Source organism: Enterococcus sp. FDAARGOS_375 (genome assembly GCF_002393265.1).
Lineage (GTDB): Bacteria > Bacillota > Bacilli > Lactobacillales > Enterococcaceae > Enterococcus_D > Enterococcus_D innesii.
The window spans coordinates 627130-644024 of record NZ_CP023515.1 but is presented as its reverse complement, the minus strand read 5'-3'; the positions used below and the strand labels follow the sequence as shown (position 1 = coordinate 644024).

Below are 16895 nucleotides of genomic sequence, written 5' to 3'. Positions count from 1 at the left end.
TGTACAATGGAAGGGTATAAAAAAACTGGAGGTCTTTACCCGTGGAATTATTCGAAAGTTTAAAATTTAAAATCGTGCGTCGTCATATCAAAATCGTTTTTCCAGAAGCAACAGATCCTCGTATCCTAGGTGCTGCTAGCCGTTTACGTTCAGAAGAATTGATTGACCCCGTTTTGATCGGTAACCCGGTTGAAATCGAAAAAGCAGCAGAAGCTCGCGGAATCAACGTATCAAACTTTGAAATTTTAGATCCTGAAAATTATGATCGTTGGGATGAAATGGTTGAAGCTTTTGTGGAACGCCGCAACGGCAAAGCAACGAAAGAACAAGCAGAAGAAATCTTAAAAGATGTCAACTATTTCGGTACGATGTTGACTTACATGGGCATTACTGAAGGAATGGTTTCAGGAGCGATCCATTCTACGGGTGATACAGTAAGACCCGCTTTACAAATCATCAAAACAAAACCAGGTGTGAGCCGTACAAGTGGTGCTTTCTTAATGGTTCGTGGTCGTGACCAAGAAAAATACTTGTTCTCAGACTGTGCCATCAATGTAAACCCAAATGCACAAGAATTAGCAGAAATCGCTGTTGACTCAGCGAAAACCGCTGAATTATTTGAAATCGATCCAAAAGTTGCTATGTTAAGCTTCTCAACGAAAGGTTCTGCGAAAGCACCAGAAGTAGATAAAGTCGTTGAAGCAACAAAAATCGCCAAAGAATTGGCACCAGAATACCAAATCGATGGAGAATTGCAATTCGATGCTGCGTATATCTCAGCAGTTGCGCAATTGAAAGCTCCTGAATCTGAAGTAGCTGGTAAAGCAACCGTCTTTGTTTTCCCAGATTTACAATCAGGAAACATTGGTTACAAGATCGCCCAACGTTTCGGTAACTTTGAAGCGATTGGACCAATCTTGCAAGGATTGAACAAACCAATCTCTGATTTGTCTCGTGGTTCAAATGAAGAAGATGTCTACAAATTATCAATCATTACTGCGGCACAAACACTAATGGAAAAATAAGCAGCCAATCGCTGCACTGATGAAAAACTGATCCCTTGAGGGTCAGTTTTTTGTTTTGCTCTTGGAAAGTTGAGGGCAGCAAAGGAGGAAGTGAGCGCAAAAGAAACGATCCAGTGATCGTCGGGAAATTTTCCCTAAGCTCCTTCTTTACAATTCCTTGAAAAACAGGCTATACTAGCAACTAGTAAATTAGATTGATCAAAGGATGGGGACTATGTTTACCATTAACGACTTAGAAGCAACCGCAGCATTTGCAAAAATCATTGGAGAAGTAGCCGAGCCAGGGGATAATCTGGTATTGACGGGCGACTTAGGTGCTGGCAAAACAACCATGACGAAAGGCATCGCCTTGGGGCTAGGAATCGAGCAACTGATCAAAAGTCCGACCTATACGATCATTCGTGAATATACCAATGGGCGGATGCCCCTGTACCATATGGATGTCTATCGGGTGGAATACGGTGCAGAAGATTTAGGACTGGATGATTATTTTGAAGGGGATGGCTTGTGTGTGATCGAGTGGGGCAATCTCTTAGAAGCCTCCCTGCCAGAGGATTATTTAGAACTGATTTTGGAAAAAGATGATACAGATGAACAAAAACGTTTTGTGAAATGTCATGCATATGGCACCAAAGCAACCGCCTTTTTGCAACGGATCACAACAAAATGGCAGGCAGCCCATGAGTGAGATCCAATTACAGATCAAAGAAGCCACGGGTGCTGATGCCAAAGCTGTGTTAGCAGTCAGTCAACAGCTAGGAGAAGAAACGGATTTTCTCTTAATGGACGAAAGCGGCTTGGCGTTGCCAGAAGCCTTATTGGCAGAACAGCTGGATGCTATCTATGAACGGGAGGACTATTTGCTGTTGTTGGCATTTGATCAAGAACAGTTGATCGCCATGGCATCAGTCAAAGGCAATGAAGAGTGGCAATTAGCCCATGTCGGGGAGATCGGTATCTCAGTTTTAAAAGACTATTGGGGCTTGGGCTTAGGTTCACTCCTGATTGAAGAATTACTGGACTGGGTAGTAGAAGTTGGCGAATTGACCCGCATCGAATTGACCGTCCAAGCGAGAAATCTACGAGCGATCCATCTGTATCAAAAATTTGGTTTTTTAACAGAAGGCTGCATGAAAGAAGCGGTGCAAACCCGCGAGGGGCAAAAAGTTGACGTCTTGATGATGGCACGTCTTTTTGAATCATAAAAAAAGGAGTGAAGGAAATGGAGTTTCGGGAACCGACGATCGCAGACTGCGATCAAATCGAAGCGTATCGGCAAGCGTTTGAGAAGAATCAAGAAGTCATCCATGGTGGGGCAGGACTTGTAGAAAGTCCGACAGCCAAAGACTGGATAGAGGGATTGGCGGATTTTAAAACAGCAGAAACGGTACCAGAAGGATTCGTTCCCGCCCGTACCTATTTGGCTATTCAAGATCAAAAAGTGGTCGTTCTCTTGAATCTGCGTCTGACACTTAATGCGTATTTGCGCCAAATTGGCGGACACATCGGGTATTCGGTGCACCCAGATCATCGAAAGCAAGGCATCGGCTCGGCAATGCTGGCACAGTCATTGGTAAAGGCCAAACAATTTGGCTTGAAAAACGTGTTAGTAACCTGTGAAGAAGCCAATCGCGCCTCCGCCAAAGTCATTGAAAACAACGGCGGTAAACTAACCGAAAAAGTCATTGATCCAGAAGATGGCGCTGTAATCTGTCATTATTGGATCGACCTGACCTGAAATGAATGCTTCCTTAAATGAAAACGTGCGTCCTAAAGTCTAGCGCAATGCTGACTTTAGGACGCACGTTCTTATTTATTTGACTAATACTAATTTTTTTAATGGATCGATGCCAAATTCTTCTTCTTGACGCAATAAGATTTGGGCACATGCCCGACTATCTTCCAAGGCATCATGGTGGTTTAGTAAAGGAATCTGTAATTGCTCACAAACCGTGTTTAATTTGTGGTTCGTAAATTCTGGATACAGTTTGCGGCTCGTTCGCACCGTGCATAAGGAAAGATAATTTGGTTGTGACAACCCATAATAATCAAGACATCCTGCCAAAATCCCAGTATCAAAACCAGCGTTATGCGCAACGATCAAACTGTTCAGTTGATAATATTGTTGGATTTGTTTCCATACGTCAGGAAACTTAGGCGCTTCTTGTACATCTTCTGGACGGATGCCATGAATTTGAATGTTTTTCCAAAAAAATTCCGTTTCCGGTTGGATCAATGTGTAATATTCGCCCACGATTTTGCTATCTTGTACCATGACTAGTGCAAGGGAACAGGCACTATGCTTTTGATAATTTGCTGTTTCAAAGTCCATTGCGATAAAATTCATCAGACTCACCTCATTGCCATTCTAGCACAAAATCAAAGAATGAAAAGCGAACAAACGTTAAGAAAAACTGAAGTTTTTTTACGGTTAGTTGAGATCCAGTTCCACCGGACAATGGTCACTGCCGATGATATCTGTATGGATCTTGGCATCTAGCAAGCGCTCATTTAAGTCATCCGAAACGACAAAGTAGTCGATGCGCCAGCCGGCATTGTTTTTGCGAGCGTTGAAACGGTAGCTCCACCAAGAATAAATACCTTCTGCATCTGGATAGAAATAACGGAACGTATCGGTAAAGCCAGCAGCCAATAGAGTCGAAAACTTTTCCCGTTCTTCTGGCGTAAAGCCGGCGCTTTTTTGATTGGTTTTCCAGTTTTTGATGTCGATATTCTTATGGGCAACATTCAAATCACCACAGAGAATCACTGGCTTTTGTTGTTTCAATTCAGTCAAGTAAGCCAAAAAGGCATCTTCCCAAGTCATGCGATAATCCAAGCGGCGCAATTCATTTTGAGAATTCGGTGTGTAGCAAGTAATCAAGAAAAATTCAGGATACTCCAGCGTGATGACGCGACCTTCCGTATCATGTTCTTCGATTCCTAATCCATAACGGACCGATAGTGCAGGTTCTTTTGCGAAAATTGCTGTGCCAGAATAGCCTTTCTTCTCCGCATAATTCCAGTATTGATGATAGCCTGGTAAATCCAATTCGATCTGACCTTCTTGCAGCTTTGTTTCTTGTAAACAAAAGAAATCAGCATCGAGGGCTTCAACCACTTCAGAAAAATTTTTTTTAACGATGGCCCGTAAACCATTCACATTCCAAGAAATAAATTTCATTGAGACTCCTCCTTATTTTCCACTACGCCTCCCATTTTACCTAAAAAAGCCAGAAGCGCAAAGCAAGTGAGCGGAATGAGGAAAACAAGGAGGAATGCTTGCCTTCAAGAGGGGGGATTGGTTGAAGATCATATTCACCAGAGGTAGCAACTTTTCCTTGAACATGCTAAAATAAGTGAGATGTTTATTGTGAAAGGAAACCTTCTCGTGAATAAAGACTTGATGATTGCGCAATTCCCTGAAATTGCCTTATTAAAAGATGAACCCTTATTGAACTATACGTATACAAAAACTGGTGGACCGGCAGACATTTTGGCTTTTCCCAAAACAGCGGAAGAGGCTAAACAGCTGCTTGATTATTGCCGAGAACAAGCGATTCCTTGGATCGTCTTAGGAAATGCCAGCAACTTGATCGTCCGTGATGGTGGTATTCGTGGCGTGGTAATCATGCTATCAGAAATGAACCAAATCGTGGTGGACGGCACTTCTTTGATCGTCGATGCTGGAGCAAAGTTGATCGATACCACCTATGTCGCTTTGCATGAATCGTTGACTGGTTTTGAATTTGCCTGCGGGATTCCCGGCAGTGTCGGCGGTGCCGTCTTTATGAATGCTGGCGCCTATGATGGCGAGATCCAAGATGTCTTTGCGTCCTGCGACGTTTTGCTGGCTAATGGTCAAATCGTGACTTATACCAAGGAAGAAATGGAATTTGCTTATCGTCATAGCAAATTGCAAGAGCAAAAGATGATCATTTTGAGTAGTCGTTTTGATTTAGCAAAAGGCGATCAAGAGCAAATCAAAAAGCGGATGGATGAACTGACAGAATTGCGGCAATTGAAGCAACCGCTAGAATACCCCTCTTGTGGGAGTGTCTTCAAACGTCCAGTCGGTCATTTTACCGGCAAGCTGATCCAAGATGCAGGCTTACAAGGATTGAAATGGGGCGGAGCCCAAATTTCGGAAAAACATGCGGGCTTTATCGTGAATGTCGATCAAGCAACAGCCACGGATTACGTTGAACTGATCGCTCATATCCAACAAGTCATCAAAGAAACCTTTGATGTCACCTTAGAAACAGAAGTCCGAATCATCGGCGAAGAATAGATTAGCGAAAAGATTGTCCCGAGGGGCAATCTTTTTTTCATGAGAGCTGATAAAAAAGAGCTTAGGATTGTAAGCTTTCGCAGTCTTCGGTACAATAAACGAAAAGGAGTGAGCAGGATGAAAAAGTGGGGAAGCGTCATTTTGTTTGTTGGGTTCGCCTTTCTTTTCGGCGGTTGTACGAAATTACCGCAAGAACAGTTTGCCGAACAGTTGACGAATCAGCAAGCAGCGAATGCTGGTGAATTCCAAGCGACGATCGATACGTTTGAGATGGGCAATAGCAGCGAATACGGTCAAGAAGCCGATAGGTATGCCTCTATGTTGATGTCACAGTTAGTCGGCTCGTCATTTAAAGGGGACTTCGTCCAAGACAAAGAAACCAAAGCGATTTTACTCAATCTGGCAGTCGCTTATGGTGGTCAGGAGCTGCCGATCAAGCTGATCGTCGATCCAGAAAAACAAGGAGCATATGTGTCAGCTGAAATCTATGAAACACTGCAAGGGTATATCAGCGCATTTGGTGATGACAGTTATGGAACTAAACCAGACGCTGGGGAATATGAGGGCAAATACCTGCGCATAGATCAAGAAACCTTAGATTCTTACTTTGGCGAAGGAACTTTTGCAGAGGACGACGAGGGGACGACCGAAGCAGAAAAAGCGCCTGAAAACCTCTTTACCATGAACAGTCTTTTTCATAATGAGACATTTGCAGACTATTTGAAAACCTTTGAACCGGATGCTTTCAAAAGAGATGGAGATACGATCAGCCACACGTTTACCAAAGAAGAATTGGCAGATTATGCAACCTATGCTCAAGAACACGGCGCCGATCAAAATCAAGTCGCCGAATTAGAAGCGCTGCTGGAAGAAGTCGAGCAGTTTGACTTAGCTATGACCGTCAATACGAAAACGAATCAGCAGAAAATGGCTTTTCACTTCGTGCAAGCAGATGAGCTGCAAACCACTATCGGAGCCACGGTGACTTTTACAGGGAAGAAAAGTGATACTGCGGTTGCGATTCCCACAGCGGAAGAATTGATTGACCCAGAAGAATTGTTTACTCCCTATGATTATGGCTGGGATGACAGCTATGACGATGGGGATGAAAATGATTATGATGATGAGTACTGGGATAGCTATGATGAAGCCGATGATTGGTCTTCTTATATGCTGACGGATGAGGAGTTTGAAGAATTGCTGCTGCAAATCAAGCAAGAGCTGCCTTATTTGACCCAAGCAGATATCGATGATTATCTGACATTTTATGAAGAGTACTTGACCCAAGAGCAGTATCAAGAGCTTGTCGAAGCACTCCAAGTGCAAAGTCTATGAGTCACTCAAAAGGGAAGCGACCGCCTAAGTTAGCCAAAAAGCTAACTTTGGGCGGTCGCTATTTTTTTAGATACGATTTTTTTTGCGGTTCATGACTAAGCGCAAAAGGACGCTTCCAACTGCCATCGTGGCGATTCCCGCTACAATGGCTTCAGGCACGCCTTGGGCGAAGATCACACCCAAAATCGCTGCATAAACAGCATTGCCGGCTTTTCCCACAACCTCTGCATATTCTTGCTGGAACAAGAAGTAGATCAAGTTCATTACCAGGATCGTATTCGTCAAGCCTCCGGCAACACCAGCAATTAGTAGTGAAAGACTTTGCTGTTTGTTTTTCCAGATTTTTTGACAGCCCTTATAAACAAAGTAAGGAACGACACCAATCAAAATACGGGGAATCAGCGCTACGAGGATCGCTTTCCAGCTTCCTTGATCACTCCCATAAATCGGTACGAAAGGAGAGAAGACAAAAGAAAGCGGGGTGATGATCCACGTCGAACGCACCATACTGATGATCCCAAAGGCGCCGCCTAAAAAGCCGCCGATCCGAGGGCCCAATACAATGGAAGCAATGATGACAGGAATGTGCATCGTTGTCGCATTGATTGGTCCTAAGGGAATAAACCCAAGAAAGGGTACCGATGCTAAAAGAATCAAGATTCCTAAAAAGAAAGCTGTTAAGACAAGTTCAAAAGTTGATATTTTTTTCATTGTTAGACACTCCGTACTTCCAAAGCAGTCAATGCTTTTTCAAGAATCGTTTCTGTTGCTGCTAATGCGCCTCTGCCGAAATCACCGCAAGCCAGTAACGCTTCACGGGGTTCAATCTCTTGGAAGCCGACTTCTTTCAAAATCCCCAAATTTCTTTGAACAATCGGGTTTTCGTACATGACGGTATTCATGGCTGGTGCAATCAAGCGGGGCACGGATAACGGCAACGCTAAGGCAACTGTTGAGATCAAATCATCGGCTAAACCATGCGCCAGCTTGCCAATACTGTTGGCACTGGCTGGGGCGAGCAAGAAAAGATCGGCTTGTTTGGCTAGTTCAATATGGTTGATCCGATCTGGTTGGCGCTCTTGCATAACATCCACATGGATCGGGCGTTTGGATAATGACTGTAACGTCAAAGGCGTAATAAATTGTGTGCTATTTTGAGTCATTAAGACATCCACTGCATAGCCCTTTTTGGTTAATTCATTGGTCAGGTCGGCTGCTTTGTATGCAGAGATACTGCCGCTGACGCCAAGCAGAACGTGTTTTTGTTTCATGATTCTTTCTCCTTTTCTAAAAAAACATCTAGCTAAGCACGCAGGTCATTGCGTAATGTGTCAACGATCAAGGTTGCAATCTCAGCTTTTGTGCGACCAGTCCCGATTTGTCCTTCTTGTGTCAAAAGGTGGCCAACATGCTGGTTTCCTGAAATTTGCGTCAAGTCGTTGGCCAACACATAGTCCGCTTGGCTAGCCAGTAAACTTTTTCGTGCGACCGCAAACAACTCGTCTTCTGCGACGTCTACTAATAATTTGAATCCGACTAATAAGGTTGTCGGCTGTAATGCTTTGATGGTTTGGATCACTTTCGGGGTTTTCTTCAACACTAAAAATAAATGATCAGTATTGGAAGAAACTTTGCCTGCCGTTGCTTCAGATTGTGCGAGCACGTGTGCCATCAATGCCGGAGTGACCTGGTTGTCATAAGTCGGTAGGGCATCGTTGATTGCTTCATAAAAGGCTGCTTCTGAAAAATGAGCAGCAGGGGTAAAATCACTAACTGCCATACTGTGGATCACGGCAGCATACGAATGGGTCGTCAATAAATCGGTCAATTGCGCCAACAAGTCCGTGGTCCCTTCAATGAAATGACAGGTAACTCGTGGATCGGTCGGCGGTTGCTTGGCAGTTTTCGTCGTAACGTAATCGATGGTCACCTCAGGGGACTGCAGCCATTCCTTGGCAATGGCTTGACCAAGTGAACCCGTGGAATGATTCGTGATTGCACGGACATCATCGATTTTTTCGGAAGTACCGCCAGCCGTAATCAAAATTCTCATTGCCCTTGTGACACCTCAACGATCGTTCGTCCCTGGTGCGTGCCAGCTAATAAAGCTGCCAACGTTTCTGGCAAGTCTTCCAAAGTGATGGCTTTCGTGTAAAGCTGATCGATCACATTCCACTCACCCGCTAATTTCTCCCATAATGCCGTGCGGATCTCATGGGAAACATTGACTGAATCGATCCCAATTACGCGAATCCCACGCAAAATAAAAGGTAAGACAGTCGTTTCGATTTTGATCCCACCAGCATTGCCGCATAAGAAGGCACCGCCCCCATAAGCGATTTGCGGAAGCACTGCCGCAAGCAATGGACCGCCAACAGTATCGATGACCGCTGCAAACGATTGTTTTGCTAATGGTTTGAACTTTTCTGGTACCACGTCATCAGGACTAATGATTTTTGCTGCGCCTAGGTCTAACAACCACTGCGCATCGGTTTTCCGAGATAGCGCCACTATATTTGTATAGCCCAGTTTTTTCAATAAAGCAATGCTGACACTGCCGACGCCACCGCTCGCACCTGTCACCAAAATAGCAGCATCTTTTGCTAAGTGCAGCTGTTCTAATTCTTGCACCGCTAAAGCTGCTGTGAACCCAGCCGTGCCATAGGTCATACTGTCTTTTGCTGAAAAACCAGCAGAACGTTTCACGAGCCACTCGGCTGGGACCCGTTGAAATTGACTGTAACCGCCTGGGTGAGAAACCCCTAAGCCATAACCTGTCACTAAGACTTGGTCGCCTGGGGCAAAATCAGCAGACTGACTGTCCACGACTTCCCCTGCTAAATCGATTCCCGGCGTCATCGGATACGTACGGATCACGCCGCCATTTTCTTTTGCTGCCAAGGCATCTTTGTAATTGACATCTGAGTAATCAACACGGACAAGCACATCGCCTGCTGGCAGCTCGTCAAGGGTTGCAGTTGTGAGTGAAGCAGTAAAATTTGGTTCATTCATGACACGAAAGGTAGAGAAATTCGTCATTTCAGACACTCCTTTGATGGTTTGTACTCATAATACCATAAGTTTTATTTTTTTAACCAGTGAAGCAAGAAAAGGCAGGGCTTCTTATCAAAAAATCAGTAAAAACAGATCATTATTAAATCTACCTTTTCTTCGTTAAAATAGAAGTTGTTCTTTTAAACCTGTGAAAAGCGAAAATGACGGGATCGCCAATCCTTTCCTTTATAGCATAAGCGTTTAGCGTCACTCCTTTTTTTGATCAGTAAGAAAAGAATTCAAAGAAATGCAGAAAAAAGGCTTGTGTTTTTTGCAATTATTTGTATACTAGAAAAAGTGAAATTAAACATGAAGTTTACTTATAGCAAACTTTTTTTACTTGCAGTTGTGTCAATAAAAGGGGGAATGAACATGGAGATTGGCGAGAAGCTGCGCAATTTGCGCGTTCAAAAGAATTTGACCCAAGAAGAATTAGGCGAGCGGACCGATTTGACGAAAGGCTATATCTCACAGTTGGAACGTGATTTGAGTTCGCCTTCTATGGAAACTTTTTTTACGATCTTAGAAGTTTTAGGCGTGACACCAGAGGAATTTTTCCGAGAAGAAAATGCGCAGCATCAAGTGGTTTATCGCGAAGAAGACAGCACGCTTTATTATGATGAAGAAAATGGATATGAATTGAAGTGGCTGATTCCCGATTCCAATGAAAAAGAAATGGAGCCCGTCTTGCTGACTTTTGATAAAGCGGGCGAATACAAGACCTTTGAACCATCGTTAGCAGAAACATTTATCTATGTCTTAGAGGGCAGTGTGGCGTTGACACTTGGAGAAACGCAGTACAAGGCTCGTAAAGGCCAATCGATTTATTATCAGGCGACTGAGCCGCATCAATTAAAAAATATCGCCGGCAAAAAAAGCCGTGTGCTCGTAGTCGTGACGGATTCTTATTTATAGTACAGGAGGAAAGAGTGTGGGAAAAACAATAATTTCATTCAACAATGTGGTGAAGCGATTTGATGATGATGAAACAGTTTTGAAAAAAGTGAGTTTTGATATTGAAGAAGGTCGCTTTTATACATTGTTAGGTCCTTCAGGTTGTGGAAAAACAACTATTTTACGTATCATTGCGGGTTTTTCGGACGCAACAGAAGGCGACGTTTATTTTGATGGACAAAGAATCAATGACGTTCCTGCCAATCAACGGCAAGTGAATACTGTCTTTCAAGATTATGCCTTATTCCCACATATGAACGTTTTTGAAAATGTGGCATTTGGTCTGCGAATCAAAAAATTACCAAAAGATGAAGTGAATAGAAAAGTCTTAGAAGCGTTACGGTTAGTACAACTTCCTGGTTACGAGAATCGTGAAATCAGCGAAATGTCAGGAGGTCAACGCCAACGGGTCGCAATCGCACGAGCGATCGTCAATGAACCCAAAGTATTGCTTCTTGATGAACCATTGTCCGCATTGGACTTGAAATTGCGAACTGACATGCAATACGAGCTGCGGGAATTGCAGCAGCGACTAGGCATCACCTTTATTTTTGTCACCCATGACCAAGAAGAAGCGTTGGCCATGAGTGATGAGATTTTCGTTATGAACAAAGGGAAGATCGTCCAAAGCGGCACACCAGTGGATATCTACGATGAACCAATCAACCATTTCGTGGCGGATTTTGTCGGTGAAAGCAACATCGTCACAGGCACGATGATCGAAGACAACTTAGTGGAGTTTGTCGGCAAGCAATTTGAATGTGTCGATGGCGGGATGCGGCCGAATGAAGCCGTTGAGATCGTGATCCGTCCAGAAGATTTGAATTTGACGACGGCGGAAAATGGCAAGCTGGTCGTTGAAGTAGACACGCAATTGTTCCGAGGCGTGCATTACGAGATCATTTGTTATGACGAACAAGGCAACGAATGGATGGTTCACTCTACAAGAAAAGCTACTGAAGGAAGCAAGATCGGGCTTTCCTTTGAACCAGAAGATATCCACGTCATGCGTTTCAATGAGTCCGAAGAAGATTTTGATGCTCGTTTAGAGAGCTACGAAGATTAGGAGGGAAAGCTAATGACGAAAATGCGTCGTTTTTATGCGATACCCTATGTCTTTTGGTTATTGCTATTTGTTATTGCACCAGTCTTATTGATCATCTACCAATCCTTTTTTGATATGAACGGCAACTTTTCGCTGGTCAATTATCAAAGCTACTTAGGTTCTGGCAAATATTTGATCATGACCTTAAACTCGGTTTGGTATGCCTTTTTGATCACCTTGATTACCTTAGTGATCAGCTACCCGACAGCCTACTTCTTAACTAAGCTACGTCACAAAGACTTGTGGCTGCTGCTGATCATCTTACCGACGTGGGTCAACTTATTGTTAAAAGCCTATGCGTTTATTGGGATTTTCGGCATTCATGGCAGTGTCAACAACTTCCTAGAAATCATGGGTGTTGGACCAAAGCAGATTTTGTTTACCGACTTCAGCTTTTTGACGGTTGCCGTCTATATCGAACTACCCTTTATGATCATGCCGATTTTTAATGCCTTAGAAGAAATGAATCCCTCTTTGATCAGTGCCAGTCGCGATTTAGGGGCAAACAGCTATGATACGTTTCGACGAGTGATTTTCCCTCTGTCGTTAAACGGTGTGAAAAGCGGCGTCCAAGCCGTCTTCATTCCGTCGCTCTCCCTCTTCATGTTGACCCGTTTGATTGGGGGCAATCGCGTGATCACGCTTGGTACGGCGATCGAGCAGCATTTTCTCGTTACCCAAAACTGGGGCATGGGGTCGACCATCGGCGTCATTTTGATCATCGCCATGTTCCTCGTGATGTTGTTTACGGGAGAAAAGAAAAAAGGAGGGCAACGTAAATGAAAAAATTTCGCTGGTCGAATCTTTATCTGATCGTCGTCTTTATTCTTTTGTACGTGCCGATCTTTTATTTGATTTTCTATTCCTTCAATGAAGGAGGCACCATGAATGCTTTTACGGGTTTCACTTTTGAACATTACCAATCCGTCTTTCAAGATACCCGCTTGATGATCATCGTGTTGAACACCTTTATGCTGGCATTTTTATCAGCATTACTGGCAACGATCATCGGCACATTTGGTGCGATGGGCATCTACTATACCCGCAAACGTCGAACGAGAACGGCATTGTTGAGTTTAAATAATATTTTGTTGGTTTCACCAGATGTCATCATTGGTGCCAGCTTCTTGATTTTCTTTACGATGATCGGCAACTTGTTCCGTGGGTTTAGCTTAGGCTTTTTCAGCGTATTGCTTTCGCATATCGCCTTTAGTATCCCGATCGTGGTCTTGATGGTCTTGCCGAAATTGCAAGAGATGAACGATTCAATGATCGATGCTGCCCGTGATTTAGGCGCGAATAATTTTCAAGTCATTAAAAATATCATTTTGCCTTTCTTGACACCGGGCATCATCGCCGGCTATTTCATGGCATTTACTTATTCACTCGATGATTTTGCCGTGACATTCTTTGTGACAGGCAATGGCTTTAGTACCTTATCGGTAGAGATCTATTCTAGAGCACGTCAAGGAATCAGTTTAGAAATCAATGCATTAAGTACACTTGTCTTCTTATTCTCCATGATCCTGGTGGTAGGCTATTACTTTATCAGTAAAGAAAACGGCGCGAAGAAATTGCGTAAAAACCGCCGTGTGGAGGTGGCAAATCTGCGATGAAACGACTACAATCTCTGATTATCGGTATTGTTGCGATCGTCCTGATCTTGCTCTTTGGTGTCCGTGAATTGGAACGCTCCTCTGGTATGGCAGGCGCTGAGGTCGTCAACATCTACAACTGGGGCGACTACATCGACCCTGATTTGATCAGTAAGTTTGAAGAAGAGACAGGCTACAAAGTCAATTATGAAACCTTTGATTCAAATGAAGCGATGTTCACGAAGATCCAACAAGGCGGTACGTCTTATGACATCGCCATACCGAGTGAATACATGATTGAGAAAATGATGGAACAAAATCTTTTAAAACCATTGGATCACAGTAAAATCAAAGGGTTAGACAATATCGACCCTCGCTTTTTAGACTTGAGTTTTGATCCTGGCAATCAATATTCGATCCCTTATTTCTGGGGAACACTGGGGATCGTCTATAACGATAAATTCTTTGATGAAGGTGAGATCACCCAATGGGACGATCTTTGGAAACCCGAATTAGCAAATAGCATCATGCTGATCGATGGCGCGCGTGAAGTAATGGGATTAGGTTTGGACAGCTTAGGCTATTCTCTAAACAGCAAAGACGACGATCAGCTGCAAGAGGCATTCAATAAGCTGCGGACAATGACTCCAAACATCAAAGCCATCGTCGCAGATGAAATCAAGATGTACATGGCCAATGAAGAAGCATCGGTTGCGGTTACATTTTCTGGGGAAGCAGCCGACATGATGTACGAAAATGAGCACATTCATTACGTGATCCCTTCGGAAGGCTCCAACCTGTGGTTCGATAACATGGTCATTCCTAAGACCTCACAAAACGAAGCCGGCGCTTATGCATTCTTGAACTTTATGCTGGAACCCGAGAACGCTGCACAAAACGCAGAATACATCGGCTATTCCACACCAAACCAAGCAGCCATGGCATTACTGCCAGACGAGATCACCGAAGACGAACAATTCTACCCATCCGATGAATTGATGGAACACCTCGAAGTCTATGAAAACTTAGGTGCTGAGTATCTGGGCATCTATAATGATTTGTTCTTGGAATTGAAGATGTATCGGAAGTAAGCAAACTGCCATTAAGCAGGGAATGGATCCTGTTTAATGGCAGTTTTTTATAATTTACTATGACATATCAAATGAACCTCTAGGAATATGTATTAGAAAAGAAAATTTATAGAGAATAAACCTGCAATTGTTTCAATAATTAGGAAAAATCAACCTCGTTTTGTTCAAAATGTTTCAAAAACCACTTGACCTAAAGTTAACTCTAGGTGGTATCTTTTTAGATAGAAGAAATGAGCAGCGATTGTTGAAACTCAGAAAAATCACGATTTCCCTTTAGGATAACTTGCTATTTCTCGGTTTGATAGGAATTCTAAAAAGAGCGTCTAGCTCCGATTGCCGCTTTTTTTCATTCTAGAAAACGATCCACTCATTTCGACTTCGTGTCTTTTTCCTTGTGAGTAAACACACGAACCATTCAAACATTTCTACAGGAGGTACGTACATGTTATTAGAAAAAATCAAAAGCCCCAAAGAGTTAAAAGAATTGACCAGTGGGCAACTTCAAGAACTGGTAGTAGAAGCACGAACTGCTTTATTGGAAAAAATCAGTCACCATGGGGGGCATAATGGCCCCAATCTGGGGATGGTTGAGATGACGATCGCGTTGCATAAAGTCTTTGATTCTCCCACAGATAAGCTGATTTTTGATGTGTCTCATCAGACCTATATCCATAAAATGTTGACGGGACGCGCCCATGCCTTTCTTGATGCTGCGCAGTATGATGCGGTTTCTGGTTACACGAATCCGAAAGAAAGCGAGCACGATCTCTTTACGGTCGGTCATACCTCCACCTCAGTTTCGTTAGCAAATGGTGTGGCGAAAGCCCGTGACCTAAAAAATGAAACGTATAATGTCGTTGCCGTGATTGGCGATGGTTCTCTATCAGGTGGCTTAGCGTTTGAAGGCTTGAACAATATCGTGGAATTAGGCACCAATACTATCGTGATCCTCAACGACAATGACCAATCGATTGCAGAAAACCATGGAGGGATGTACCAGAATTTGCGGGCATTGCGGGAAACCAAGGGGCAAGCAGCAGACAATCTGTTCAAAGCGATTGGTTTTGAGTACCATTATTTAGATGAAGGAAATGACCTCGCTGCCTTGATCGCTTTATTTGAAAAAGTGAAAGATGTTGATCATCCTGTTTTATTACACATTCATACGATCAAAGGCAAAGGCTTCAAGTTTGCGGAAGAAAATCGTGAAAAGTTTCATGCAGGCGGTCCCTTTAGTTTAGAAACCGGCGAATATATTTCTGCTGGCGGCAATCAAGTAACCTACAACAGCTTAACGACGGATTATTTATTAGAAAAAATGGCGACAGATCCTAAAGTCGTGGCAGTAAACGCTGGTACACCGATGCTGCTTTTTTCTCCGGAACAAAGAGAAAAAGCAGGCAAACAATTTGTAGATGTGGGTATTGCAGAAGAACATGCGGTATCGATGGTTGCTGGGTTAGCAAAAAATGGAGCAAAACCTGTCTGGGCCGTTTTTTCTACCTTTATGCAACGTAGTTTTGATCAAATTTCCCATGATTTGTCCTTAAATCATCTGCCTGGAACGATTTTGGTATATGGTGCATCGATTCACGGCATGAATGACGAGAGCCATTTGGGAATTTTTGATATTCCATTTTTGGCACATATTCCCAACCTTATTTATCTTGCGCCAACCTCTAAAGAAGAATATCTGGCAATGTTGGATTGGTCGCTGGAACAAACCAACGCACCAGTTGCGATCCGGGTACCGGTTGGACCTGTCAACGAAACGGCAGTAGCAGTCTCTACTGACTATAGCGATCAAAAAAATGAAGTGACTCAAGCTGGCACGCAGGTAGCCATCGTCGGTGTTGGGAACTTTTATGCGCTAGCGGAAGAGATCGCAGATCAATTGAAGATGCAACATGGAATTACGCCAACGGTGATCAATCCTAAGTTTATTTCAGGGGTCGACAAAGAGTTGTTGGATGCTGTGGCACGATCGCACAAACTCGTTGTCACGTTGGAAGATGGTATACGAGAGGGTGGCTATGGACAAATGATTGCCAGCTACCTGGGTGATCGTGAGATTGCCGTCAAAAACTATGGCTTAGAAAAGAAATTTTATGATAATTACCGGGCAGCAGACGTTTTATCTGAACTTGGTATCACTGCTGAGGAAATTACGAAAGATGTCATAGAACAGCTGCAGAAATAAGTTCTCTTAGGGTGTCTTGTGTAGCTGATATGATTGTTAAAAAATGAATGATCGAAGGAAACCTTGCAGAAAAACAGACTGCAAGGTTTTTTCGCAAACAATCGGTGATGATTTGCAGCAAAATACAGAAGACCAATGCTTTTCAAGCATAAAGCCCAAGCGCGTTAAGCATTGGTCAACGAGGATAATCTAGCGAATAATAAGGTAGTGAAAGGATCACTTGTCATCTTGGACTATTGGGTTCA

At 43.4% G+C, this 16895-nt stretch carries 18 protein-coding genes; 12 read left to right on the top strand and 6 right to left on the bottom strand.

The annotated features are described in order from the left end of the window. The first annotated feature begins 41 nt into the window (after positions 1-41). The 4 genes from pta to CO692_RS04015 all read left to right on the top strand — a co-directional run bounded on the left by pta (position 42) and on the right by CO692_RS04015 (position 2763). Positions 42-1025 carry a phosphate acetyltransferase gene (pta, locus tag CO692_RS04030; RefSeq protein WP_096741613.1) on the top strand — a complete coding sequence of 328 codons (984 nt, stop codon included), beginning with the start codon at positions 42-44 and terminating at the stop codon, positions 1023-1025. A gap of 214 nt (positions 1026-1239) precedes the next feature. Next, a complete protein-coding gene (tsaE, locus tag CO692_RS04025) occupies positions 1240-1713 on the top strand; it encodes a tRNA (adenosine(37)-N6)-threonylcarbamoyltransferase complex ATPase subunit type 1 TsaE (RefSeq protein WP_077451938.1) in 474 nt (157 codons plus the stop codon). Beyond that, positions 1706-2230: a GNAT family N-acetyltransferase gene (locus tag CO692_RS04020; RefSeq protein ID WP_096741612.1), complete on the top strand. Its 525-nt coding sequence runs from the start codon at positions 1706-1708 to the stop codon at positions 2228-2230. The genes tsaE and CO692_RS04020 overlap by 8 nt, the downstream gene beginning before the upstream one ends. A gap of 17 nt (positions 2231-2247) precedes the next feature. Then, positions 2248-2763 (top strand): GNAT family N-acetyltransferase, encoded by a 516-nt coding sequence (locus CO692_RS04015; RefSeq protein ID WP_096741611.1) that lies wholly within the window; start codon positions 2248-2250, stop codon positions 2761-2763. Between the two features lie 75 nt (positions 2764-2838). Here CO692_RS04015 and CO692_RS04010 read toward each other — a convergent pair whose 3' ends face one another. Next, positions 2839-3372, bottom strand: coding sequence for a 3'-5' exonuclease (locus CO692_RS04010; RefSeq protein ID WP_096741610.1), 534 nt, complete (start codon positions 3370-3372; stop codon positions 2839-2841). Positions 3373-3456: 84 nt separating this feature from the next. After that, positions 3457-4209: an exodeoxyribonuclease III gene (locus tag CO692_RS04005; protein WP_096741609.1), complete on the bottom strand. Its 753-nt coding sequence runs from the start codon at positions 4207-4209 to the stop codon at positions 3457-3459. 222 nt (positions 4210-4431) lie between these two features. Between CO692_RS04005 and murB the strand changes: the two genes are divergently transcribed. Next, positions 4432-5316, top strand: a complete 885-nt coding sequence (murB, locus tag CO692_RS04000; protein ID WP_370447898.1) for a UDP-N-acetylmuramate dehydrogenase — start codon at positions 4432-4434, stop codon at positions 5314-5316. 117 nt (positions 5317-5433) lie between these two features. Then, entirely contained in the window at positions 5434-6651 is a 1218-nt protein-coding gene (locus CO692_RS03995; RefSeq protein WP_096741608.1) for a hypothetical protein, read from the top strand. A 66-nt stretch (positions 6652-6717) separates the two neighbouring features. Here the strand turns inward: CO692_RS03995 and CO692_RS03990 are convergent, their stop codons facing one another. From CO692_RS03990 to CO692_RS03975, 4 genes are read right to left on the bottom strand one after another with little or no spacing between them, the layout of a single operon-like run. Next, entirely contained in the window at positions 6718-7362 is a 645-nt protein-coding gene (locus CO692_RS03990) for an ECF transporter S component (RefSeq protein WP_077451927.1), read from the bottom strand. Positions 7363-7364: 2 nt separating this feature from the next. Next, positions 7365-7922 carry a phosphopantothenoylcysteine decarboxylase gene (gene coaC, locus CO692_RS03985; RefSeq protein WP_008380717.1) on the bottom strand — a complete coding sequence of 186 codons (558 nt, stop codon included), beginning with the start codon at positions 7920-7922 and terminating at the stop codon, positions 7365-7367. A gap of 32 nt (positions 7923-7954) precedes the next feature. Further along, complete coding sequence (gene coaB / locus CO692_RS03980; protein ID WP_081117960.1) at positions 7955-8704, bottom strand: phosphopantothenate--cysteine ligase; 750 nt, start codon at positions 8702-8704, stop codon at positions 7955-7957. Continuing rightward, complete coding sequence (locus CO692_RS03975; protein ID WP_081117961.1) at positions 8701-9690, bottom strand: acryloyl-CoA reductase; 990 nt, start codon at positions 9688-9690, stop codon at positions 8701-8703. Before CO692_RS03975 ends, coaB begins: the two co-directional genes overlap by 4 nt. 387 nt (positions 9691-10077) lie before the next feature. On the opposite strand from CO692_RS03975, the gene CO692_RS03970 reads away from it, so the two are divergent. The 6 genes from CO692_RS03970 to CO692_RS03945 all read left to right on the top strand — a co-directional run bounded on the left by CO692_RS03970 (position 10078) and on the right by CO692_RS03945 (position 16650). Further along, positions 10078-10620, top strand: coding sequence for a helix-turn-helix domain-containing protein (locus CO692_RS03970; RefSeq protein ID WP_015510239.1), 543 nt, complete (start codon positions 10078-10080; stop codon positions 10618-10620). A gap of 16 nt (positions 10621-10636) precedes the next feature. Next, the gene (locus tag CO692_RS03965) at positions 10637-11725 is read left to right on the top strand and encodes an ABC transporter ATP-binding protein (RefSeq protein WP_077451918.1); all 1089 of its coding nucleotides are present in this window, start codon (positions 10637-10639) and stop codon (positions 11723-11725) included. Between the two features lie 12 nt (positions 11726-11737). Next, positions 11738-12547, top strand: a complete 810-nt coding sequence (locus tag CO692_RS03960) for an ABC transporter permease (RefSeq protein ID WP_005234157.1) — start codon at positions 11738-11740, stop codon at positions 12545-12547. Next, positions 12544-13380, top strand: coding sequence for an ABC transporter permease (locus tag CO692_RS03955; protein WP_005228535.1), 837 nt, complete (start codon positions 12544-12546; stop codon positions 13378-13380). The genes CO692_RS03960 and CO692_RS03955 overlap by 4 nt, the downstream gene beginning before the upstream one ends. Further along, positions 13377-14450 carry an ABC transporter substrate-binding protein gene (locus CO692_RS03950; protein ID WP_074933293.1) on the top strand — a complete coding sequence of 358 codons (1074 nt, stop codon included), beginning with the start codon at positions 13377-13379 and terminating at the stop codon, positions 14448-14450. Before CO692_RS03955 ends, CO692_RS03950 begins: the two co-directional genes overlap by 4 nt. A 442-nt stretch (positions 14451-14892) precedes the next feature. After that, positions 14893-16650, top strand: coding sequence for a 1-deoxy-D-xylulose-5-phosphate synthase (locus CO692_RS03945; RefSeq protein ID WP_096741607.1), 1758 nt, complete (start codon positions 14893-14895; stop codon positions 16648-16650). Positions 16651-16895 lie beyond the last annotated feature (245 nt).